This window comes from Methylobacterium fujisawaense, assembly GCF_014138435.1.
GTDB classification, from domain to species: domain Bacteria; phylum Pseudomonadota; class Alphaproteobacteria; order Rhizobiales; family Beijerinckiaceae; genus Methylobacterium; species Methylobacterium fujisawaense.
This window is the reverse complement of record NZ_JACJIM010000002.1, coordinates 715,489-738,305: the sequence shown is the minus strand read 5'-3', so window position 1 is coordinate 738,305 and position 22,817 is coordinate 715,489. Positions and strand designations below refer to the sequence as shown.

The following is a 22,817-nucleotide window of genomic DNA, read 5'->3' as shown; positions in this document are numbered from 1 at the left end:
TCAGATCCTGCCGGCCGACTGGGCGATCGGGTTCGCCTGCACGGTGATTCCGGGCCGCACCCGCTGCAGGCCGTCGACGATGACGAGCTCCCCGGCCGACAGGCCCTCGTCGATGACGGCATCCGGGCCGGTACCGGCGGAACCGAGTTTGACGCGCCGGGTCACGGCCCGCCCGTCCTCGACGACGAAGACGTAGACCCCGCCCTGGTCGGCGATGAGCGCCGCTTGCGGGACGACGATCTTCTGCTCGGGCTCCCCAATCTGAAGGGCGACCTGGACCAGCTGCCCGTCCCGCAGCACGCCCGCCGGGTTCGGCATGACGGCGCGCACCAGGACCGTGTCGGTCGTCCGGTCGACGCTGATGTTGACGAAATCGACCCGTCCCACCTGGCCGTATTCCGATCCGTCCTGGAATCGGATCCGGATGCCGACCTTGCTGCGATCGGGGCTTTTCGCGCCCTGCTGGTAGCGCAGGAACTCGCGCTGGCTCACCGGGAAGGTGACGTAGATCGGGTCCTGGCTGACGATCGTGGTCAGCACGCCGCTGTCGGGCCCGACGACGTTGCCCTTCGTCACGCTCGTTCGGCCGATCTGGCCGGCGATGGGGGCGGTGATATCCGTGTAGCCGAGGTTGATGCGGGCGGTCTGGAGATTGGCCTCGTCGCCCGTGACGGCGCCCTTCGCCTGATCGAGGGCGGCCCGTGCTTGATCGCGGGCAACGACGGTCCCCGAATTCCGGTCGAGCAGCTCCTGTGCCCTCTGCAGTTGGATGGCGGCCAGAGCCTGCGCCGCCCTGCCGCGCTCCAGGGCGCCTTCGGCTTGCCTGACGGCGGCCACGAACAGATCGCGCTCGATCCGGTACAGAGGGGCCCCTGCCTTCACCGGATCGCCCTCCTTGAACAGGACCGCCTCGAGATAGCCGGTCACGCGGGCGCGCACCTCGACGCGCCCCACCGCCTCGACCCGGCCGACGAAGTCCAGCGCCCTGTCCAAGGCCTTGCGCTGCGCCGTCACCGTTCCGACCGCCAGCGCGGCAGGGGGCTCTCCCTCGCCACGCGCCGAGGGGCCGGGACTGGTGATCAGCAGGGCAACCAGCACGAGAAGGGGGACGCGGACCATCGCAAAGCCTTGCCGCACCGTCTCACGGCTGCGGGGTGGTATTCTGGCAGCTTTCCGCGGGATCGCTTGATCGAGCAGGACGCGTCCGAGCCGAAGCTGCGGCCTCCCCCAGCGCGTTTCGGTCCGTGACCGACGCTCCCGCATGAAACGCCCCGTGCCAGGGTGGGCGTGGTCGTGCGCGCTGGCCGCGTGACGGCTGCTGCGACATCCGGCGCTTTAGCCCCGTCCGGCCTTGTCCTGATCCGGCAGGTCCAGGTGACTCCCGTCGCGAAACAAGAGCGCTTGCAACCGCCCAGGGCCGAGCACGCGGCTAAGCTCTCGAAACGTGAAATACGGGATCAGGGCGACGGTCATGATCAGGACGACGGACGCCCAGCCGAGGACGCCCCCGCCGCCGATCATCGGCACGCTATCGACCAGCGTCTTTCCCCGCCAGAGCCCGATTGCCATATCCTCAAGCGCGTAGAAACAGACCATCAGCAACGCGAAGAGGCCGGACCGAGTCAGGATCGGATAGAGCAGTGGACCGCTCCGAACGGCTGTCCGGGTGTCGAAATGCTCGGCAATCAGCATGATCTTCGCCAAGATCCACGCATTGAGGAAGGTCAGCCCATAAAATCTATAGACGATGCCGTGACGCGACAGGACGGCATGCTCGTGCAGGATCAGAATGCCAAATATGACCCATAAATAAACAAATATACCGATAAAGCTCTTTAGTTCTGCTAAAATTCTTGTTCCGATGCCTTTCAGTCGATTGCGGCGGTTGGATTTCGGATGATTTGATCCGTCGGCATCGCCTTCCGAAATGCGAGGGTGTGAAGTAATCATGGTTCGATCCAGCGACCGAGCGTCAGGCTATTGTCGGCGCCTTCGGGCGATGTGTCGTGCTTTCAAGGCGTTTCACGGTGAAGCCCGTCCGATGGCTCGCGTCTCGATCTATGCCTGACGCGGAACGGACGCGCGGCTGGATGCGACACCCGCCGGACAATTTTCGACAGGGTTCCTGTCTGGCCGCTCCGCGGTATTGGCCAAGCCCCATGTTGGATTTGACGCAGTGCGAGCCTGTTCAGGATTGCAGACATTCGCGTGGGCGGCTTGATCGGGTGAGACGTCGTGAATTCGAGGGAGCACCCGATTCATGGCGTGTCTGCTTTGCGGCTCCGATCGCGATCGTATGCCGGCCGATGTGGTTCGACCGCGCCATCCCGGCGTTCGGCAGCGCCGCTCGGCAAGGCGTTGCCGGGGTCTGACGGGTGCGTTGAACCTGTCGGAACGGCGCCGCGGACCGGTCTTGCCCCCGCAACATCCGGGCGCTGCCTGGGGGTGCCGACACCAAAACATCAAGATTGCCCCAAATCATCAAGCATCAAATTCGGCTTGTCTCTATGTAAACCTTCGTACTGATCTTGGCTTTTGCTGCAAGGCTTCGGAGGGCGTCATGATTGCTCGTCGGTTACCTGCGCTGTCGGCCTTGTCCGGAGCCATGCTTACGGCCGTAAGCTGCTTCGCCTGCTTTCCGGCATCTGCCCAACCGCTCATCGTCAGGGTCAATCCGCGTCTGGCCCAGCAAGGTGTCCTCATGTTCGGCAACGAACCCGGCACGATCCAAACGCTTTTCGACACGGGACCGCGCTATAGCGATCCGAGCGGTGTGCGCGTCGGCCGGGGCAGTCAAATTCCGGGATGGCTGGAACTCGGATCGTTCCAGAACGTCGCGATGCCCGGCCTGAACCCGGTCGGCTACTACGGCTATTACATTTCTCCCGATGATCGCGCGGTCATCGTCGACCTGGATTCGCGTCAGGTCGTACAGGTCCTCCGTCGGTGAAAAGAGGGACCTGCCTAGATCTGCGGCGCCTGGAACTTCCCTGACGGGTCAAGTCGGGCGGCGCGCCGTCGAAACTCCCGGGGATGGGGCCACCAAGCCATTTCCAGCGCGACGAGGGCGCGAGCCGGAACAGGGGCCCGACCGACGGGATCGTTCGGCCGCCCGACCTCGCCGGATGCCCGGTCTTCGAGACGGGAAGCCGCTCTCCGCCCTGGGCCAAGGGTGGCCGATAGCGATCCCGGATCGGCGCGCCGGTTCGATCGCATTGTGACGCCCGCCCGTCGCGAGGCAAAGGTCAAGCTTCGTCCGGCGACCCGAATTCGGGGGTCTCTCACAGGATCAGTGCAAGCGCTGACTGTGACGATGATAGAGATTGAACAGCAGCAAACCACATATCGCCGCTGCATTCACGAAGAGGGCCCAGCCATAGCTGCTGATATGGGGCGCCACAGGATACTCGATCGCGCCGAGGCCCAGCAGCAGGCCGAAGCCTGCCATGGCTGAAAAAATACCAGCGAATACAATCATATCCGCCTCCAAAAGTATTTTTTCCTCACGCTTCATCGTTCGAAGCGATTTCATTAAACTATTATCAGGGCGGACGAGCATACTCAAGAGGTGTTTATCCGGTTCCACGAGGCGGTGCGCGCCCAGGGCTTGCAGACATGCGAGCAGGGCCAAGCTGTCGCGACGATTTTGAAGTCTTCAATCCACCTTTTCTCGGTCTCGACCGTCGCGATCGGGGCGCGTGCGACGTTCAACCTGCGCCAATGATCGCACTGGCCGATACGAGGATCCGCCACGCGTTGGCGCGTGACGGTCACATCCCGTGCCGGGCCAGCGCAAGGAAGTCATCGGATGGGACTGGATGCGGCCGGTCCGTCCCGCAGGGCCCGACTGCCAGGCGGATCCGAATGGCCCGGCAGGTCACCGCCGGCCGGCCGCTGCCAAGCTGGTTCGGTCGACGATCTCGACGGCACCCCGTCGCAACGCGATCAGACCGGCCTCGGCCCATTGGGCCAGGATGCGGCTCACCACCTCGCGCACGCTGCCGATGTCGTCCGCGAGCTTCTGGTGGGTTACCGCGGCCACGCCCTGCGGACCGGCTTCGGACAGCAGCCGCTGGGCCAGCCGCTGTTTGAGCGGCGAGAACGCGACCTCGTCGATCAGCGTGAACAGGCCGGTCATCAGCCGCGTGTAGTCGCCGAGAACAAAGCTTCGGAAGGCTGCGCTTTCACCCATCAGGTGTTGGAAGGTGCCAACCGGAAGGGCTGCGAGTTCGGTTCTCTCCTCGGCCACGCTCTGGGCCGGGAAAGTACCGCCGGACAGGAGGCACTGCGTCGTCAGCGCACAGGTGCCGCCCGGCCCGACCTTGTAGATCAGAACCTCACGCCCGCTCTCCGACATGCGAAAGATACGCGTCCGTCCTTCGAGACACATCAGGTAGTGGGCGCACTCGCCATGGAGTTCGTAGGCCGTCGCGCCGGCCTCGAGCACCGGGAATTGCACGGTGCCCCGCGCGATCTGAAGATGCGCGGAACTGAGCGCCTGAATCGGAGGAAAGCGTGCGATCCAGCGCTCGAGCTTCTGCGCGTCCGTCATGGCTGGCGTCGTTCTCCGGCCGTGACGACGGGCTGATCGTCCGGCACGTGGTGCGTGTTTCTCCCGCCACGTCGGACTTGTGTGACCGGGGTCACCGACCGGGCGCGGCGGCTCGGGATAGCATTGCGGCACACTGAACACGATATGGATGCCAGCGTTGCGTGGCGTCTGCCGGGAGTGAACCGATGCGCCGTCTCGCCTTCAGCTTCATGATCGCTGCCCTTGCCGCCGGCCCTGCAGCGGCCGAACAGGATCTGCTGCTCGGAGCCGACATGGCCTCCCCCGCGATGACGAAGGCCGAGATGGGCCGCGCCGACATCGAGGCGATGATCAGGGCCTCGGACGGCAAGCCCCTCGACCTGCACGACAAGGCGTTGTCGGGCCTCGACCTGTCCGGGCTGAACCTCCGGGGCGCCAACCTGCGGACGGCGCGCCTGAACGGCACCAATCTCCGCGGGGCAGATCTCAGCGGGGCGAACCTCGAACAGGCGTGGTTCCTGAAAGCCGATCTCTCCGGCGCGAAACTCGCCGACGCGAGGATGTTCGGCATCACCGCCCGGGATGCCAACCTGAGCGGCGCCGATCTCAGCCGATCCACGCCGATCGGCGACTTCAAAGGCGCCAATATGAGCGGTGCGATGCTGGTTGACCTCAAGGGCGGCGCCGACATCAGGAACCAGTCCATGGGACTGATGCGGGCGGTGTTCACTTCGGTGAACCTCTCGGGGGCGAACCTCAAAGGGGCCGACCTGGGCCGGTCGCGCCTGGAATATGCCGACCTCAAGGATGCCGACCTGACCGACGTGGTGCTGATGGGCTCGGACCTGTCCGGTGCGAACCTGACCGGTGCCACGGTCGCCGGCGCGGACTTCAAGAACGTCGATGTCAGCGGCGCCAAACTGCTCGACCTCAAGGGCGAGGCCAGCGCCAAAGGCTGGGCCCAACGCGTGAATGCCGACCGCGCCGTCATCCGGGTTTCTCCGTGAAGCTCCGATCGGCGGCCGCTCCGGCCGGCTCCGTGGATCGAGACATCGGAGGCCGTTGGCCGTCCGGGCTCACGAGCCCGACGCGCCCTTACAACCCGGCCTCGGCCCCGCCCTTCAGCTTGACCGGGATGGTCAGGTAGCGGACGCCGTTTGCCTCCGCCGGGGGGAACTTGCCGGCGCGGATGTTCACCTGGATCGACGGCAGCAGCAGGCGCGGCGCCGCAAGCGTGGCGTCGCGGGCGGTTCGCATCGCGGTGAACTCCGCCTCGGTCACGCCCTCCTTCACGTGGACATTGCGTGCGCGCTGCTCGCCCACCGTGGTCTCCCAGGCGTACACGTCGCGCCCGGGCGCCTTGTAGTCGTGGCACAGATGCAAGACCGTCTCTGGTGGCAGCGCGAGGAGCTTGCGGATCGAGCGGTAGAGGGCGTGTACGTCGCCGCCGGGGAAATCCGCACGCGCGGTGCCGAAATCGGGCATGAACAGCGTGTCGCCGACGAAGACATGGTTGCCGATGCGATAGCAGATATCGGCCGGCGTGTGGCCGGGCGTGTAGAGCACCTCGACGGCGAGATTGCCGATGTGGAAGGTTTCCCCGTCGGCAAAGAGGCAATCGAAATCGCTGCCATCGGTTTTCAGGTCCGTGGCATTGAAGACCGGACGGAAGATTTTCTGCACGTCCTTGATGTGCTCGCCGATGCCGATCCGCGCGCCGGTCTTCGCCTTCACGAAGGGTGAGCCGGACAGATGATCGGCATGGGCGTGGGTCTCCAGCGTCCAGACCACCGAGAAGCCCGCCTCCTCGGCCGCCTTCAGCATCGCCGTGACGGAGCGCGTGTCGACGCTGCCGCCATTGTGGTCGTAGTCGAGCACGGGATCGATGAAGGCGGCCTGTTTGGTCTCGGGATCGGCCACGATGTAGCTCACCGTATTGGTGGGCTCATCGAAGAAGGCGCGGATGACGGGTTCGGCCATGTGATCTCTCCTGTCGGTGTCGGGCGTTCCGGGATTGACGCGTGGCGGATCTGGCTGCGGCAGATGCGGATCTCAGCGGACGTGGCGGCCGGGCTGGCGCCGGCCAGCCCGGCCCCGCGCAAGTCCCGCGCCCGCAACGCTCACGGAGCTGCGGCGAAGGCACTGCCATTGCGGTAGAGCATGAAACCGGCGACGCCGAAGATCACGGTGGCAAAGACTGTATTCAGCGCGCCCTTGTAGCCGGCGAGTCGGTTGGCAAGGCGCATGCCGAGGACGCCGCCGGCAAGGCCACCGGCTATGAACTCGCCCGCGACGGCCCAATCGACCAGGCGCGACAGGGCGTAATTCAGCGCGGTCGCGAGGCCGAAGGCGCCGACCGCGAGCAGCGAGGTGCCGACCGCTGTGATGAGCGGCATGCCGGTCGCGAAGACGAGGCCCGGCACGATCAGAAACCCGCCTCCGATCCCAAAGAATCCCGATAGCATGCCGACGGCAAAGGCGACGGCCACCACTCTTCCGCTCGGTGTCGGGCCGCAGCCGACCGGCTCGGCCGAGCCCCCCTGTCGGGTCCGGCCCTGCAGCATGTGGATGCCGACGATCACCATCAGAAGCGCAAAGAGGAACAGCAGGTGCTGTCCGTCCACGGCCTTGCCCAGGGATGACCCGACGAGGGCGCCCAGGATGCCGACGAGGGCGAAGACAAGGGCGCAGCGCCAGCGCACGTTGCCGGTCCTGGTATGCCCGATGAGCGTCAGGAACGCGTTGGCTGCGACCGCGAGCGCTCCTGTCCCGATGGCGAGGTGCGGTTGGGCAATGCCCACCACGTAAAGCAGCAGCGGCGTTGCCAGGATCGAGCCGCCGCCGCCGATCAGCCCGAGCGTAAATCCGACCCCTGCGCCGGAAAGAACAGCAGGAAGAGCACTCATCTGCAGTGTCTCTCCGATCTTCCGCTAGACCGACATCTGACGGGTGGCAGGGCAGGACGCGCCCTGAGCCGTCGTTCATTTCATATAAGAATATATCGATAGGCCTGAGCCTGAGTCTCTCCGCGCATATGACGATCAGTTGCCGCGGCTGTCAATATGTTATCTTATCGATTCAGCTCATCATATACGTATAATATATAATGATGGATGCGACGATGGAATCAAAGCGCCTGACGCCGGATCTGTCGGTCGCGGGGCAGATCTTTCATGCCGATCTCGTGCATATCGCGCAGGCCGGCTTCCGGGCCGTAATCTGCAATCGCCCGGACGGAGAGGGCGTGGATCAGCCGAATTTCGCGGAGATCGAGGCCGCTGCTCACGCCGCGGGGCTCGAGGCCCACGATCTGCCCGTCGTGTCCGGCAAGGTCTCCGACGAGAACGCGGCGGCATTCGGCGTCGCGCGCGGCGCTGCCCAAGCCTCTCTTCGCCTATTGCCGCACGGGAATGCGTTCGGCGACGCTGTGGTCGTTCGACGAGGGGGCCCGCGGCCGTCCTCTGCGGGAGATCCTGTCAACGGCGAGGGCAGCCGGCTACGACCTGTCCGGCGTTGTCGGGCGCATCGCCGCGGTCAGCCGCAGCCGGAAGGCATCGGCCGATCTGTTCCACACCGTGGTCGTCATCGGCGGTGGGGCCGGCGGCATTGCCGTGGCGGCCAGTCTCAAGGCGCGCAAGCCCGATCTCGACATCGCGCTGATCGAGCCCGCCGATGTGCACTATTACCAGCCAGGCTGGACCATGGTCGGCGGCGGAATCTTTTCGCCCGCCGTCACAGCCAGGACCATGGCCTCGCTGATTCCCACAGGCGTATGCTGGATCAAGGACGCTGTGGCTGCCTTCGAGCCGGATCGGAACACCGTGATCTTGGAGGGGCACCAAACTGTGCGCTACGATCGACTCGTCGTCGCGCCCGGTCTGACGCTCGATTGGGCCGGTGTCGCGGGGTTGACCGAAACCCTCGGGCGGAACGGCGTCACCTCCAATTACCGCTACGATCTGGCGCCCGACACCTGGGAACTCGTACAGACCCTGCGCGCCGGCCGCGCCCTGTTCACGCAGCCGCCCATGCCGATCAAATGCGCCGGCGCCCCGCAGAAGGCGATGTATCTCTCGGCCGATCACTGGCTACGCCAGGGCCGGCTCAAAGATATCGACGTCGAATTATACACGGTCAGTCCGGCGCTGTTCGGCGTCGAGGATTATGTCCCCGCATTGATGACTTATGTGAATCGTTACGATGCGCGCCTGAACTTTCGCCATACGCTGACGCGGATCGACGGCCCCGCCAAGCGCGCGTGGTTCTCCCGCCAGACCGAGACCGGCATCTGCGAGACGATCGAGACCGATTTCGACATGATCCACGTCGTGCCGCCGCAGCAGGCGCCCGATTTCATCCGTGCGTCCCCGCTCGCCGACGTGGCCGGCTGGATCGCCGTTGATCCCGCGAGCCTGCGCCACGCGCGCTTTCCCGCGATCTACGCCTTGGGCGATGCGATCGGCGCTTCCAATGCCAAGACGGCCGCCGCCGCGCGCAAACAGGCCCCGGTCGTAGCCCACAATCTCCTCGTCGAGATGGGGCATCTGCGCGGGGCCGAGGTCGCCTACGACGGCTACGGGTCGTGCCCCCTGACGGTTGAGCGCGGAAAGATTCTGCTCGCGGAATTCGGATATGGCGGAACGCTGATGCCGAGCTTCCCGGCTTGGCTGATCGACGGCACGAAGCTGAGCCGCGTGGCGTGGCTGCTCAAGGAACGGATGCTGCCCCCGCTGTACTGGAAGGCTATGCTGAAGGGCCGAGAGTGGATGGCGAAACCGCAGCGAGCCGAACGGACCGCCTGATCGGGGAGGCCGGTGCCCGCCTACGGGCTGGCGCCTCCGCCCTCAGCGGCTCACCGTGATCGGTCCCGTCGAGCGCGGGGCGGTGAACCGAAAGAGCAGCATCCCGGCGAACATCGCCGCAACGAACAGCGCGACCTCCGGCAGGCCGAGTGTCAGACCGGCCAGGGCCGGGCCGGGGCAGAAGCCGGCGAGTCCCCAGCCGATTCCGAACAGGACGGCGCCCCCGAGCAGGCGGGCATCGACGCTCCGGTTCGCCGGTATCTCGAACTGGTCCGCGAGGGCAGGCCGGGGCATCCGGGCCTTGACCGCGTAGCCGAGGGCCGAGACGCCGACGGCCCCGGCCAGGACGAAGGCGAGGCTGGGATCCCAGGCCCCCGCGACATCGAGGAAGCCCAGCACGCGTGCGGGGTCCATCATGCCCGAAAGGGCGAGCCCCGCTCCGAAGAGCAGGCCGCTTGCGAAGGCTGCGAGGAGGCGCGGGGTGTTCATCGGACCAGGCCGTGCCGAACGAGGAAGACAGTGATGATCGCGGCGGCCATGAACGTCGCGACTGCTACGAGGGAACGCGGCGAGAGCCGCGCGAGGCCGCAGACCCCGTGACCGCTGGTGCACCCCGACCCCAGACGCGTCCCGAACCCGACCAGAAGCCCGGCCCCGACAAGCATCGGCCAGGAGGCATCGATGCGGATTTGCGGCCAATGGCCCGTCGTCGCTCTGAACAGGGCAGGGCCGGCGAAGAGCCCCACGAGAAAGGCCACCCGCCAAGCCCAGTCCCGAGAGGCCGGGCCGAGCAATCCGCCGACGATGCCGCTGATCCCCGCGATGCGGCCATTGGCGAGGAGCAGCAGGGCCGCCGAGGCGCCGATCAGGGCACCACCGGCGAGGGGGGCGAGAAAGGCATTCATGGCGCGTCTCCGATCTGGCCGAACATCGCGGCCTGCCCGAGGGCCCGTTCGCGCGCGTCGGGGCTGCGCGCCGCCAGGCGCCGCTGCGGGCGGTTGACGATCAAGATATCCTCGATCGCATCGAGGAGCGCACGCGTGCGGGCCTCCGTCAGGCTGTAGAATACGACCTTGTGCGCGCGCCGTGTGGTGACGATCCCGGCGTTGCGCAATTCGCCGAGCTGCTGCGACAGGGTCGGCTGACGGATGCCGAGGCGCTGCTCGATCTCCGAAACCGAGCGCTCGCCCTCCGTCAGCAGGTAGAGGATGCGCAGCCGGTTGGGGTTTGCGACGAGCTTGAGCAACTCGGCGGCCGCGCTCGCCTTGGTCTCGTCCGTGCCGGGTGCCATCAGACGCTTTCCAACCTGTAATACCAGTCGGTCCCGCAGTCGCCGATCTCTTCGCTCGTCATCGGTGGATTCGCGAGCACCGGCTCGCCCGGTTGCCATCCCTCGGGCGTCGAGACGTCGGCCGCGTCGGAGGCCTGAAGCGCCCTCACAAGCCGCAGGATCTCGGCGACGCTGCGCCCTACCGTCAGCGGGTAGGTCACGAGGGCGCGCACGATCCCCTCCGGATCGATGACGAACGTGGTGCGCACCGTGGCGCTCGACGCCGCTCCCGCCGGCAGCATGCCATAGGCACGGGCGATGCCCATGGCCGGATCCTCGACGATCGGGAACGGCATTCGCACACCGAAACGCTGCTCGATGCTCTGTTGCCACGCCAAGTGCGACGACAGGCTGTCGACGGAGAGGGCGAGGAGGTCGCAATCCAGAGCCTGGAAAGCCTCGTGGGCCCGGGCGAAAGCCACGAACTCGCTGGTGCAGACCGGCGTGAAGTCCGCGGGATGCGAGAAGAACACCAGCCAGCGGCCCCGATAGGACGAGAGCGTGCGCGGGCCCATCGTGGTGCGGGCCCGGAAGTTCGGTGCGCCGTCCCCGATAATGGGCGGGCCGGCGGGGTGAGGCGCAGCGGTGACGCCACTGTCGATATCGATAGCCATGAAGCGACCTGAGGGAAGCGCGACTCTGACCGCTAACGGGTCGAACCGGTCAATATCGATTTTATATGGATCACTGCTCCAGACAACGCGAAATATGGATTGACGCACGGGCGATGCCGGGAGGGCCATGGCTCAGTGTCCCGCGCCGCGTCTGGGACGATTCGAGGCTTACGCGAATTTGCGCCGCGAACCGGCCTTCAGCGAAGATCGATCTCTCTCCCCCTCTGGTTGGCCATTCCGGCAGCGGGCGAACAAGCACGCCGACGCCCTGTGACCTGGACCGGCGGCCGGATCGTCCGTCTGTGGCGCCCCCTCCGGCCGCATGCGAGGGGGGATCGTCAGAGTCCCGAGGCTTGGTCTAAGAGCATCATCCGGGAGGGCGTCCGATGGCAGGCGCCTCGAACTATGCGGGGGCCCATGTTGGCCGACGACGCCACGCTGCGCCGGCTGCTTGCAGGAATCGCTCGAGGTGAGGCGGACCGGCTCGCTGAACTCTACGATGTCTCAAGCCCGAAACTTTACGGGCTGATCCTGCGTATCCAACGCGACCGCGGCTTGGCCGAGGACGTACTCCAGGACGTCTACATGCGGATCTGGCAGGCAGCGGGCAGCTATCGGCCGGAAGCCGGTCCGCCGCTGCCCTGGCTTATTACCATCGCACGGAACCGCGCCATCGATAGCGTACGCCGGAAGGCGGAGGTGCAGGGGCCGGAATTGGACAGCGGCGAGGATTGGGTGGACCTGCTGATCGATCCGCACGACGAGGCGGGCGCGTTTCAAGACCGCAATGCCCTCGTGGCATGTCTCGGCCGACTCGAACCGTCGCACCGGGATTGCGTCGTGCTGGCCTATTGTGAGGGGCGCTCGCGTGAGGAACTGGCCGCACGGTTCGATCGTCCCGTGAACACGATCAAGACCTGGCTCCACCGGGCGCTCGGCGCCTTGAAGACCTGCCTGGAGACGGTGTCGTGAGCGGTACGAGGGCGCCAGACCCCGACGATCCCGATCTGCGTGCGGCCGAGTACGTCCTCGGAACGCTCGACGCGCAGGAGCGTGCGGCCATGGAGGGCGAGGCCGCGCGCGATCCGGTCGCACGGGCACGGATCCAGGCTTGGGAACGCCGCCTCGGCCCGCTCGCGATGGTGATCCCCGTCGAGACACCGCCGCCGCATGTCCGCGCTGCACTCTTGCGGAGGCTTCCGGCGGCGGGACGCGCGGAGTTGCATCAAATCGAAGCCCTGCGCTCCCAGCTTCGGCGATGGCGAGTTGCCGCAGGCGGGGCCGGGCTGCTGGCGGCTGGCCTCGCTCTGGTCCTGACGCTCGGACCCTGGCAGAGGCCGTCGGATGGCCGCTATCTGGCCGTGGTGCAGGGCGGGGGTACGCTCCCGGCGCTGATCGTGCGCGTCGACACGCGCACCGGCGTCGCAATGGTGAGGCCCGTCAGCGCCGAGGCACCCGCGGATCGAAGCCTGGAAGTGTGGTATGTCGGTGCCCAGGGGCCGCGGCCGCTCGGCCTTGTCGGTACGGCGGCGAGCCAGATGAGGCTGCCGGCGGGGGCCGCTCCGGATGGCGTGATCGCGGTCTCGGTGGAGCCGCCCGGCGGCTCGCCCACCGGCCAGCCGACCGGTCCGGTGGTCTACACCGGCAAGCTCATCGCGGACTGACGCGATCTCGGCAGCCGCAGCGGTCAACGTTTGCGAGAAATCGGCGTCGGCAGCCAGATCAGGGCCGCCGACGCCGGACCGTCCGGGTGGATCAGGGCATCAGCACCGCATTGACGACGTGGATGACGCCGTTCGATTGCATGACGTTTGGAATGGTCACCGTGGCGGTGTTGCCCTTCACGTCGGTCACATAGACCTTCTTGCCCTGCACTTCGACGGCGAGAGGCTCACCCGCCACCGTGGTGAGCGTGCCCTGTCCGCCGCCCTTCTTGGCGAGCGCCATCAGATCCTTGGCGGTGTAGACACCCGGGACCACGTGGTAGGTCAGGATCTTCGTCAGCGTCGCCTTGTTCTGCGGCTGGACGAGGTTCTCCACCGTGCCCGGCGGCAGCTTGGCGAAGGCCGCGTTCGTGGGGGCGAACACCGTGAACGGACCCGGACCGTTCAGCGTGTCGACCAGGCCGGCGGCCTTCACGGCGGCGACCAGCGTGGTGTGATCCTTCGAGTTGACCGCGTTCTCGACGATGGTCTTCTGGGCGTACATCGGCGCGCCGCCGACCATCGGGTTCTTGGCGTAGGCTGCGCTGCTCGCTCCGAGACCGAGCGCGAGGGCCAGAGCAAGCGCCTTCATGCGGTGGCTGTTCGCTGTGGGCATCGTTTTTCCTTCCATCCGACCCCGACGCAGGGGTAGCACCCGCCCTTACGGGGGCGCCGGACGGAAAGTTTCGTAGCGGTCGCAGACCGGCGCCGGTCGGCTCGGCGGCGCTCCCCCTTAATGGGAGCATGGCCATCGTCGTGTCGGCGATGGGCCCCCGGAGCCGCCGGCCTTCACGCGGATCTCGATGTCGCCACCGCGACCCAAGCGGCGGGCACCTGCACCGCCACGGCTCATTCTTCGGACGGTCTCGCGGATCCTCCGGTGGCGCCTCCCGCGATGGCCGGGTGCGGATGAGGGGGGCGCACCCGCAGGGACGGCTACTGATCGAGCAGACCGGCGAGCTTCAGCGCCACGCCCTGCGAGCCCTGCACCTTCAGGCGGCCGGTCGAGAAGGCCATCATCGGGCTGAGCCGGCCCTCCACTAGCTTGAGCAGATTGTCGGAACTCAAGCGCATCACGGCATCGGCCTCGCCCTCTTCGGCAATCGACACGGCGACCGTGCCGCCGGTCGCATCGAGCAGGATGCCGCCGCCATCGGTGAGGTCGAACCGCACCCGGTATCCGAGCGCGCTCAAGGCCCCCGACCGTTCCTCGATCGAGTCGACCAGCAAGCCGAGATCCGCCATCCGTTCCACTCCATCAGTCGCATGAGGATTCCCCGGAGGTCCGGGGCGGTCAGAACATCGCCTCGTCGAGGGCCATCATCGCGCCCTTGCCGGACTTGATCGCCGCCAGCAGGCCGGCAACCTGGGGCAGGATGCGCTCGATGAAGAAGCGGGCGGTGGCGAGCTTGGCCTCGTAGAAGTCCCGCTCCGGCGTTCCGTCGGCCAGCGCCGCCTGCGCCACCTTGGCGGCGCGCACCCACATGAAGCCGAGCGCCACCAGGCCGAACAGCCGCAGATAATCGGTCGCGGCGGCGCCGGCCTCGTCCGGATCCTTGAGGCCCCGTTGCGCGATGTGGGCGGTGGCGAGCTGGAGCGCACCGAACGCCTTGGACACGGGCAGGGCGAGGGGCGCCAGGGCATCGTCCTCCAGCGCCGCGTCGAGGAAGGCGAGGACCGGGTGGAAGAAGCCGCGCAGCAGCCGGCCGGCATGGGCCGGGAGCTTGCGGCCGACGAGGTCGAGGGCCTGCACGCCGTTGGTGCCCTCGTAGATCATCGAGATCCGGGCATCGCGGACATACTGCTCCATGCCGTGGTCTCGGATGAAGCCGTGGCCGCCGTAGACCTGCAGGCCGATGCTGGCCGCCTCGAAGCCGAGATCGGTGAACAGCGCCTTCACCACCGGCGTCATCAGGGCCGAGAAATCCTCCGCCCGCCGCCGTTCGGCCGGATCGGGATGGCGCTCCATCACGTCGAGGCTCCGGGCGACCCAGCCGCCGAGCGCCCGGGCGCCCTCGTTGTAGGCGCGGATCGTCATCAGCATGCGCCGCACGTCCGGATGTACGATGATCGGGTCTGCGGCCAGGTCCGGCCGCTTGGCACCCGAGAGCGCGCGCCCCTGCAGGCGCTCGCGGGCATAGGCGACGGCGCCCTGGTAGGCCGCCTCGCCGGCGCCCAGCCCCTGGATTCCCACCGACAGGCGCTCGCTGTTCATCATCGTGAACATCGCGCGCATGCCCTTGTGCGGCTCGCCGACGAGCCAGCCGACGGCGTCGTCGAAGGAGAGCTGGCAGGTGGCCGAGGCCTTGATGCCCATCTTGTGCTCGAGGGCGCTGCAGGTGACGCCGTTGCGCGCCCCCGGCGTCCCGTCCGGCGCGGGCAGGAATTTCGGCACCAGGAACAGGCTTATGCCCTTCACACCCTTGGGGGCATCGGGCAGCCGCGCGAGGACGAGATGCACGATGTTCTCGGTGAGGTCGTGATCGCCCGCCGAGATGAAGATCTTCGAGCCGGTGATCCGGTAGGAGCCGTCGTCCTGCGGCACCGCGCGGGTCCGCAGCAGGCCGAGATCCGTGCCGCAATGGGCCTCGGTCAGGCACATGGTGCCCGACCACGTGCCGTCGACGATCTTGGGCAAGTAGGCCGCCTTCAGCGCCTCCGACGCATGACCGGCGATCGCCTTGTAGGCACCGTGGCTCAAGCCCGGATAGAGCCCGAAGGACAGGTTGGTCGAGCAGATCATCTCCTCGACGAGCTTGTTGATCGTCTCCGGCAGGCCCTGGCCCCCATAGGCGGGGTCGGAGCCCATCGCGGTCCAACCGCCCGCGCGGAACGCCGCGTAGGCCTCGGGAAAACCCTTCGGCGTCCGGACGACGCCGTTCTCCAGGCGGCAGCCCTCCGCGTCACCGGAGGCGTTGAGCGGCAGGAGCCGCTCGGTGCAGAACTTCGCCGCCTCCTCAAGGATGGCGTCGGCGACGTCGGGCGTGATCTCCTCCAGGCCGGGCAGCGGCTCGGAACCCGGATCGGCGTGCAGTTCGTGGAGCACGAAGCGCATGTCGCGCAGCGGGGCCTTGTAGGTCTGCATGATCGTCAGTTCCTCACCGGCCGGCCGGTCTCGAGCACGCTCTCGAACCGGTCGAGGGTTGCCTCGGTGCGGACGAGGCGCATGAAGCTGTCGCGCTCGAGTTCGAGGATGGCATCCTCATCCAGGGTATCGAGGATGTCGGCCTCTCCTCCGGACAGGACGGAGGCGAGTTCGCCCGACACCACGAGATCGTGCTTCGTGGCGATGCCGCGCCGCGCGAAGCCCTCGGCGGCCATGCGCAGGGCGAGGCCGCCCGCGGAACCCGGCAGGGTCAGAGGTACGGGCTTCGGCGGCGCATAGCCTGCGACCAGGGACAGCGCTCTGGCCTTGGCATCGGCGAGCAGCCGGTCGCGATTCATGGTGATGCCGTCATCTGGGCGCAGGAACAGGAGGTCCCGCGCCTCCTCGGCCGACTTCGCCACGGTTGCGGTCGAGACCGTCTCGAACACCCTGGCGACGGCCGGCATCGGCCCCTTCGGCAGTGTGCCGGAAGCCTGCCAGCGGCCCAGCATCTCCGTGCAGCCGCCCCAGGCCGGCACGAGGCCGACGCCGCACTCCACGAGGCCGATATAGCTCTCCGCATGGGCCTGGACGGCATCGCTGTGCAGCAGGATCTCGCAGCCGCCGCCGAGCGCCATGCCGGAGGGTGCGCTCACCACCGGAAACGGCGCGTATTTGAGCTGCCGATAGGTCTGCTGGCCGAGATGGACCAGCTTCTCGATCTCCCCCCACGCCGCGATATTGGCGGCGAACAGGGCCAGCCCGAGATTGGCGCCAACCGAGAAGTTCGTGCCCTCGTTGTAGACGACCAGCGCCTTGTAGCGGTCCTTCACGAGCTTGATCGTCTTGCCGAGCAGGACCATGACCTGCTCGTCCAGGGCGTTGCTCTGCGACGTGAACTCGAAGCACACCACGCCGTCGCCGATGTCCCACAGGGCCGCCGAGCCGTTCGTCAGGAGCGGCTCTCGGCCGAGCTTGATGTCTGCGAGCCGCAGCACGCCGTCGGGCCGGACGATGTCGCGGTAGCCGCCCCCGGGCTGGAGCACCTGCCGGCGGCCGTTCTCGACCCGGTAGAAGCTGCGGCCGTCGAGACCCGCGAGGAGCGGCGGGACCGGCCGACCGTCGCGGGCGAGGCGATCGGCCAAGTAGGCGCCGCCGATCCGGTCGATCAGCTCGAACGGTCCCCATGTCCAATTGTAGCCGAGGCGCATCGCCTCATCGATCGCCGCGACGTCGTCGCTCGCCTCGCCGACGAGCCCGGCGGCGTACGACAGGGTCGCGCCGATGACGCGCCACGCGTAGGCGCCCGCCCGGCCGGGCAGGTCGAGTACCGCGCGGGGGCCTTTCGCGTCCTTCAGCTCCGGCAGGTCCGCCTTCCGGGCGGGCCGGTAGGCGCCGCTCGCGAGATCGATGGCCTCCTTGGTCTTCTGCCCGCCCGTGCGGTTCAAGCGGTAGAATCCGCCCTTGCCCTTACGCCCGGTGAAGCCCGCGGCGATCAGCCGGCTGACGAGCGGCATCTCGCGGTAGGAGTCGTGGAAGGCGTCGTCCGGCGGCAACGCCGCGCGCAGGCTCGCGGTGGTGTGCGGGATCAGGTCGAGGCCGACGAGATCGACGAGGCCGAACACGCCGGTCTTCGGGATGCCGAAGGGGCGTCCCATGATGGCGTCGGCCTCCTCGACCGGGACGCCGAGGTCGTCGGCGGCCGCGATGGCGTTCTGGATCCACGTGATGCCCAGGCGGTTGGCGATGAAGCCCGGCCGATCCTTGCAGCGCACGACGCTCTTGCCGAGCCGGCGGTCGGCGAAGTCGGCGACCGTCTCGGCGAGGGCCGGATCGGTCTGCGGGCCGGTCACCAGTTCGAGCAGCCGCATGTAGCGCGGCGGGTTGAAGAAGTGGGTGATCAGGAAGTCGCGCCGGAAGGATTCGGGCATGCCGTCGACCAGCGCATCGAGCGGGATCGTCGAGGTGTTCGACGAGACCGCCGTGCCGGGCCGGCGCACGGCGTCGATCCGCCGATAGAGCGCCCGCTTCGCGTCGAGGCGCTCGATGACCACCTCGATGATCCAGTCGACTTCGGCGAGGCGGCCGAGATGGTCCTCGACGTTGCAGGCCTCGACGCGCTTGGCAGCCCGCGGGGTCATGAACGCCGCCGGCTCGGTCTTGAGCATCCGGGCGATGGCGGCCGCCGCAAGACCGTTCCGGTCGGTTGCGCCCTCCGGCACGATGTCCATGAGCAGGACCGGCACGCCGGCATTGGCCACATGGGCGGCGATGCCGGAGCCCATCACTCCGGCGCCGATGACGGCGACTTTGCGGATCCCGCTCATCAGACACGCTCCAGAAGGGTGGCGATGCCCTGGCCGCCGCCGATGCACTGGGTCGCCAGCGCGAAGCGGGCGCCCTCGCGGTCGAGCAGCGCCGCTGCCTTGCCGACGATGCGCGCGCCCGTCGCACCGAGCGGATGGCCGAGCGCGATCGCGCCGCCGTCGATATTGACCGTCTCCGCGCGCAGGCCGAGTTCCCGGATGCAGGCGAGCGCTTGGCTGGCGAAGGCCTCGTTCAGCTCGACGACGCCCACCGCGTCGACGGCGATGCCGGCGCGGGCCAGCGCCTTCCGGGACGCGGCCACCGGACCGATGCCCATGATCTCCGGCTCGCAGCCCGAGACGCCGATCGCGGCGATCCGGGCGAGCGGCCTCAGCCCGTGGCGGTGGGCATAGGCCTCGCTGCAGACGAGGACCGCCGAGGCACCGTCCGTCAGCGGCGACGAGGTGCCGGCCGTGACGCTGCCGTCCTGCTGGAAGGCGGGCTTGAGGGCGGCGAGCCCCTCGGCGCTGGCCTCCGGCCGGATGCAGCCGTCCGTCTCGACCGTGCCGGCCTTCGTGGCGATCGGGACGATCTCGGCGGCGAGCCGTCCGGCGGCCTGGGCCGCGGCGGCCTTGCGGTGGCTCGTCACCGCGAAGGCCTCCTGGTCGGCCCGGCTGATCTGCCAGCGGCGCGCCACGTTCTCGGCGGTGTCGCCCATGCCCATGTAGGCACCAGGGTGCGCTGCATGGAGCGCGGGGTTGGGCATCGGGTTGAAGCCCATCATCGGCACGCGGCTCATGCTCTCCACGCCCGCGCAGATGAAGGCCTCGCCGGCGCCGAGCTGGATCTGCCCGGCGGCGATGTGCACCGACTGCATCGAGGAGCCGCAGAAGCGGTTCACCGTGACGCCGCCGACGCTGAGATCGAGATCGGCCAGCATGCCGATCAGGCGGGCCACGTTGAACCCCTGCTCGCCCTCCGGGAAGGCACAGCCGACGATCAGGTCCTCGATGATGTTCGACGAGATGCCGGCCTCGGCGACGAGCCGGCGCACGACCTGCGCGGCGAGGTCGTCGGGGCGGACCCGGGCCAGGGCGCCTTTCTTGGCGAGGGTGAAGGGCGAGCGGGCGTAGCCCACGATAACCGCGTTGGTCATGCTGTCCTCTCGGAACGATCACGAAGGATCTGCGACACGGGCGGCCCGCCGACCCGGACGTGCCTGGTCCCGGCGCGCACAAGTCCGGCGCGAGTGTCCGCGCGAGAACGGGGAAGGCGATTGTGAGACGCGCGCGCCGATTCCGGCCGCGCGGCCTCGGCCCGCGGAACCGGTCGCCCTGACGACGCGGTATGCCCTAGCGGGCGCGTCGTGATTTCGCCGGCGCCTCGGATGGGGCCAGAGCCGCGAGGGCGTCCTGGGCCTGCTGCTCGATGGCGCGCAGCTCGGCCAGCGTCTCGACGAGGGCCCGCTCCTGATCGACGAGGCTGCCGATCCGGGTCTGGATCCGCTTCAGCAGGGCGCGCAGCTGTTCCTGCTGGGTCGGATCGGCGTCGTAGAGGTCGAGATATTCCTTGATCTCGCGCAGGGAGAACCCGAGCCGCTTGCCGCGCAGGATCAGGATCAGTCGCGCCCGGTCGCGATGCGTATAGACCCGCGTGTTCCCGGCCCGCTGAGGCGTCAGGAGACCCTTGTCCTCGTAGAAGCGGACCGTTCTCGCCGTCACCCCCAGGTCCTTGGCGAGCTGGGTCACGGTGTACAGCGTATCGGACACAGGTGACCTTCTCTTCGGAGAATTCACCGTATTCCCGGTGCGCGCGAGCGGTCAACGTCGTGCCGATACTCGGATGTTGATGGGCCCCGCATCGGCCCGCCGGCGCTCGTCCGCCACGCGCTCCGTCTCCGACAGCCTGCCGACCCAGGTCTTGGGCAGGGTCGTGCGGATCTCGATCGCCCATCGCCGGAAGCGTCTCCGGAGCGTCGTCGCAACGCGTCCGTCGATGGCGCGGACCCTGAGCGTGGGCTTCGCCGGCCCATTTCCTTATGCCCTGCTGGGTTCCCACCTTCCCCTCCCTTCACCGGCCTCGCTCTCTCGCGGAGCGTGCGTGATTGGCCGGGCCAGGATTGACGTATAGGTTAGCTTCTATCCCAAAGCGTCAGCCGGTCGCAAGCGGGTCAGACGATGTCGCGAGGGCCGCTGTGACACTCGGCGAAGCTTTGTATTCGCGCCGCCGCACCCGAAGCCCTGTGCCGTACAAGGCGGCCCATCGGCGTCCTCGACGCGGTCCGCCGCCCGCCATCCAGCGCCTCCGCCTCGCGGCGTGAAACCGATTTGTCACACCAGCGCCTTCCCTGCGCCGGCCGGACGCCGGAGTTCATCAGCGCACCGCTTCGCGCTTGCATTTTCTTGCCGCTTTCGGCAGCGTCCTGACCTATTGGGAAGGGGTAATGCCTGCGCGTACCGGCAGTATCGTGACAGTGGCGGCCGCGCAAAGTGTCGGTGTCGCCGATGGTTCTGGCGGCACAAAACTCAGAAAACATGACATCCGCCCGAAACCGGAAGTGGATGCGCGGTAAACCTTGGGGAGGATCGTGATGAGATTTCGGTTTCTGGTGGCCGCCGGAACGGCGTCACTCTGTGCGTCTGTCGCCACGATTGCCGAGGTTCAGGCCGGGGCGTTCGGTCTGCGGGAGCAGAGCACGCAGGCGCAGGGGCTGGCGTTTGCGGGTGCGGCCTCGGGATCGGGCGGCGTGTCGTCGATGTTCTGGAACCCCGCGACCATCACGATGAACCCGGGCTTCGTCGCGGAGCAGAACTTCACCTATATCGGCCTGTCCTCGGAGATCCGCCCGGCGCCGGGCACCAATCCGGGCTTCGCGCGGCTGGGCGGCTCGGGCGAGCTCGGTCAGGGCGCCCTCGTGCCGGCGGGCGCGACCTCGTACCAGATGAACGACCGCCTGTGGCTCGGCCTCTCGACCGGCGCGCCCTTCGGGCTCGTGACCAAGCCCAACCAGGTCTGGGCCGGGGAGGTCTACGGACGCTCGTCGCGGATCTTCTCCCTGGCGATCAACCCGGTGATCGGCTTCAAGGTCAACGAATGGTTGTCGATCGCGGCCGGGCCGAACATCGAGTATTTCCGCCTGACCCTGCGGCAGGCGCTGCCGGTCCCGGGCCTCCTGCCGACCGCCTATCCGAGCTCCTTCCTCAAGGGGGAATCCTGGGGGGTGGGCTTCACCGCGGGCGCCACGCTGACGCCCCGCGACGGGACCGTGCTGGGCATCGGCTACCGCTCCTCGGTGCACCACGACATCGACGGCTCGATCGGCGTGCCGCTGCTCGCCCTGGCCCCGCTCGCCGGCCAGGTCCGGGCGAGGCTGAACACCCCCGACAAGCTGAGCGTCGGCCTCACCCAGGCGGTCTCGCCGGTGGCGCGGGTGAACCTCGGCTTCGAGTGGGACAACTGGTCGAGGCTCGGGACCATCGGGATCGTCTCGAAGACCCTCGGCCTGCCGGTGAACACCCTGCCGCTCAACTACAAGGACGGGTTCACCTACGCGATCGGCGCCGAGTACGACGCCTCGCCGAACCTGACGCTGCGCACGGGCTTCGCCTACGAGACCTCGCCGATCGACTTCCGCAACCGTTCGGTGCGGCTGCCGGACGGGGACCGCTACATCGCCTCGGTGGGCGCCAGCTACCGCTGGAGCCGGCAGCTGACGCTGAACCTCGCCTATTCGCACTTCTTCCTGGACCGGTCGCGGATCCTGGCGGGCCTCGGCCGCGACTACAACGTCGGCAACATCGCCTTCGCGGGGGTGGTGGATTCCAGCGCCGACATCGTCTCGGTGGGCTTCCGCTACGTGTTCGGCGCGCAGCCCGCCCCCGCCCCCGCGCCCCTCGTGCGGAAATGGTGATGCGTCTGCGCGGGGCGCCCGGGCGACGCTCGCACTCGAGGACGGCCGCGATCCGCGCTTCGACCTCACGGTCGACCGGCACATCCTGAAGCGGTCAGGCGGCGACGGCGAGTCTGCCGCCTGACCGCCTTCCACGACGAGTAGATCCCCGACGACGCGGCGAACCGCGGGCTGCTCGGACCCTGGTCCTGATAGGGTCTGGTCGCGATGGGCCCAGAAGGCGGCGTCGGCCGCTAGGGCGACGGCCGAGGCGTCCTTGTGGGCGAGCTTGTCGTTGCGGGCTGCGAAGCGGCGTCGGTCCTTGCTTTGGTTGAAAGGGACCTCACGCATTCGCGGGAGCGGGGCCCACCGTGCCGGATCTTCCGCTTGTGGCCGCGCGTGCCCCGGATGACCCGCGTGATCCTGCCCTTGCGTCGGTTCGCGCACAACCAGACGGCATCGCAGCCTGAGCTGGGGGCCAAGCGCCGTGTCCGGCTTGGCGCCCCGGCCAGTGCCGCCGGGACGATTGTCACGTCCCGGCGTTGCCGGGCGTCAG

The 22,817-nt window shown here is 67.8% G+C and carries 20 protein-coding genes and 2 pseudogenes; 6 read left to right on the top strand and 16 right to left on the bottom strand.

The features are described from left to right. Together GGQ91_RS08280 and GGQ91_RS08275 are read right to left on the bottom strand one after the other, a co-directional pair. Positions 1-1,119, bottom strand: a complete 1,119-nt coding sequence (locus GGQ91_RS08280; protein WP_182591748.1) for an efflux RND transporter periplasmic adaptor subunit — start codon at positions 1,117-1,119, stop codon at positions 1-3. 216 nt (positions 1,120-1,335) lie between these two features. Then, on the bottom strand, positions 1,336-1,950 hold the full coding sequence (locus tag GGQ91_RS08275) for a hypothetical protein (protein ID WP_246410601.1): 615 nt from the start codon (positions 1,948-1,950) through the stop codon (positions 1,336-1,338). 610 nt (positions 1,951-2,560) lie between these two features. Here GGQ91_RS08275 and GGQ91_RS08270 point away from each other — a divergent pair. Then, complete coding sequence (locus GGQ91_RS08270) at positions 2,561-2,950, top strand: hypothetical protein (protein ID WP_182591747.1); 390 nt, start codon at positions 2,561-2,563, stop codon at positions 2,948-2,950. A gap of 339 nt (positions 2,951-3,289) precedes the next feature. Here the strand turns inward: GGQ91_RS08270 and GGQ91_RS08265 are convergent, their stop codons facing one another. After that, a complete protein-coding gene (locus GGQ91_RS08265; protein WP_182591746.1) occupies positions 3,290-3,565 on the bottom strand; it encodes a hypothetical protein in 276 nt (91 codons plus the stop codon). 312 nt (positions 3,566-3,877) lie between these two features. Then, entirely contained in the window at positions 3,878-4,552 is a 675-nt protein-coding gene (locus GGQ91_RS08260) for a Crp/Fnr family transcriptional regulator (RefSeq protein ID WP_043350376.1), read from the bottom strand. Between the two features lie 185 nt (positions 4,553-4,737). On the opposite strand from GGQ91_RS08260, the gene GGQ91_RS08255 reads away from it, so the two are divergent. Then, entirely contained in the window at positions 4,738-5,538 is an 801-nt protein-coding gene (locus tag GGQ91_RS08255; RefSeq protein WP_182591745.1) for a pentapeptide repeat-containing protein, read from the top strand. A gap of 88 nt (positions 5,539-5,626) precedes the next feature. On the opposite strand, the gene GGQ91_RS08250 is transcribed toward GGQ91_RS08255, so the two are convergent. Then, complete coding sequence (locus tag GGQ91_RS08250; RefSeq protein ID WP_043350380.1) at positions 5,627-6,511, bottom strand: MBL fold metallo-hydrolase; 885 nt, start codon at positions 6,509-6,511, stop codon at positions 5,627-5,629. A 140-nt stretch (positions 6,512-6,651) separates the two neighbouring features. After that, the gene (locus tag GGQ91_RS08245) at positions 6,652-7,437 is read right to left on the bottom strand and encodes a sulfite exporter TauE/SafE family protein (RefSeq protein ID WP_182591744.1); all 786 of its coding nucleotides are present in this window, start codon (positions 7,435-7,437) and stop codon (positions 6,652-6,654) included. 215 nt (positions 7,438-7,652) lie between these two features. On the opposite strand from GGQ91_RS08245, the pseudogene GGQ91_RS08240 reads away from it, so the two are divergent. Next, a pseudogene (locus tag GGQ91_RS08240) lies at positions 7,653-9,333 on the top strand (bifunctional protein tyrosine phosphatase family protein/NAD(P)/FAD-dependent oxidoreductase). A 42-nt stretch (positions 9,334-9,375) separates the two neighbouring features. On the opposite strand, the gene GGQ91_RS08235 reads toward GGQ91_RS08240, so the two are convergent. The 4 genes and pseudogenes from GGQ91_RS08235 to GGQ91_RS08220 form a co-directional block, all read right to left on the bottom strand. Continuing rightward, positions 9,376-9,822 carry a YeeE/YedE family protein gene (locus GGQ91_RS08235; RefSeq protein WP_182591743.1) on the bottom strand — a complete coding sequence of 149 codons (447 nt, stop codon included), beginning with the start codon at positions 9,820-9,822 and terminating at the stop codon, positions 9,376-9,378. Further along, on the bottom strand, positions 9,819-10,238 hold the full coding sequence (locus GGQ91_RS08230; protein WP_182591742.1) for a YeeE/YedE family protein: 420 nt from the start codon (positions 10,236-10,238) through the stop codon (positions 9,819-9,821). Before GGQ91_RS08230 ends, GGQ91_RS08235 begins: the two co-directional genes overlap by 4 nt. Before the next feature lie 104 nt (positions 10,239-10,342). Next, positions 10,343-10,624, bottom strand: a pseudogene (locus GGQ91_RS08225) (ArsR/SmtB family transcription factor); the annotation flags it as partial. Continuing rightward, a complete protein-coding gene (locus tag GGQ91_RS08220) occupies positions 10,624-11,277 on the bottom strand; it encodes a peroxiredoxin (protein ID WP_075380649.1) in 654 nt (217 codons plus the stop codon). The pseudogene GGQ91_RS08225 and the gene GGQ91_RS08220, both read right to left, overlap by 1 nt. A gap of 417 nt (positions 11,278-11,694) precedes the next feature. Between GGQ91_RS08220 and GGQ91_RS08215 the strand changes: the two genes are divergently transcribed. Together GGQ91_RS08215 and GGQ91_RS08210 are read left to right on the top strand one after the other, a co-directional pair. Further along, positions 11,695-12,249: a sigma-70 family RNA polymerase sigma factor gene (locus tag GGQ91_RS08215; RefSeq protein WP_053611021.1), complete on the top strand. Its 555-nt coding sequence runs from the start codon at positions 11,695-11,697 to the stop codon at positions 12,247-12,249. Continuing rightward, a complete protein-coding gene (locus tag GGQ91_RS08210; protein ID WP_182591740.1) occupies positions 12,246-12,941 on the top strand; it encodes an anti-sigma factor in 696 nt (231 codons plus the stop codon). The genes GGQ91_RS08215 and GGQ91_RS08210 overlap by 4 nt, the downstream gene beginning before the upstream one ends. A gap of 91 nt (positions 12,942-13,032) precedes the next feature. Here GGQ91_RS08210 and GGQ91_RS08205 read toward each other — a convergent pair whose 3' ends face one another. From GGQ91_RS08205 to GGQ91_RS08180, 6 genes are all read right to left on the bottom strand, one after another. Further along, entirely contained in the window at positions 13,033-13,596 is a 564-nt protein-coding gene (locus GGQ91_RS08205; RefSeq protein WP_043350407.1) for a fasciclin domain-containing protein, read from the bottom strand. 320 nt (positions 13,597-13,916) lie between these two features. After that, positions 13,917-14,225 carry an SCP2 sterol-binding domain-containing protein gene (locus GGQ91_RS08200; RefSeq protein ID WP_051044774.1) on the bottom strand — a complete coding sequence of 103 codons (309 nt, stop codon included), beginning with the start codon at positions 14,223-14,225 and terminating at the stop codon, positions 13,917-13,919. Positions 14,226-14,274: 49 nt separating this feature from the next. After that, a complete protein-coding gene (locus tag GGQ91_RS08195) occupies positions 14,275-16,065 on the bottom strand; it encodes an acyl-CoA dehydrogenase C-terminal domain-containing protein (protein ID WP_043350411.1) in 1,791 nt (596 codons plus the stop codon). A 5-nt stretch (positions 16,066-16,070) separates the two neighbouring features. After that, on the bottom strand, positions 16,071-18,392 hold the full coding sequence (locus tag GGQ91_RS08190) for a 3-hydroxyacyl-CoA dehydrogenase/enoyl-CoA hydratase family protein (RefSeq protein WP_179696970.1): 2,322 nt from the start codon (positions 18,390-18,392) through the stop codon (positions 16,071-16,073). Continuing rightward, positions 18,392-19,528, bottom strand: a complete 1,137-nt coding sequence (locus GGQ91_RS08185; RefSeq protein ID WP_043758652.1) for a thiolase family protein — start codon at positions 19,526-19,528, stop codon at positions 18,392-18,394. Before GGQ91_RS08185 ends, GGQ91_RS08190 begins: the two co-directional genes overlap by 1 nt. 196 nt (positions 19,529-19,724) lie before the next feature. After that, a complete protein-coding gene (locus GGQ91_RS08180) occupies positions 19,725-20,141 on the bottom strand; it encodes a MerR family transcriptional regulator (RefSeq protein WP_179696969.1) in 417 nt (138 codons plus the stop codon). Between the two features lie 821 nt (positions 20,142-20,962). On the opposite strand from GGQ91_RS08180, the gene GGQ91_RS08175 reads away from it, so the two are divergent. Further along, positions 20,963-22,282, top strand: a complete 1,320-nt coding sequence (locus GGQ91_RS08175; protein WP_075380645.1) for an OmpP1/FadL family transporter — start codon at positions 20,963-20,965, stop codon at positions 22,280-22,282. Positions 22,283-22,817: the final 535 nt, after the last annotated feature.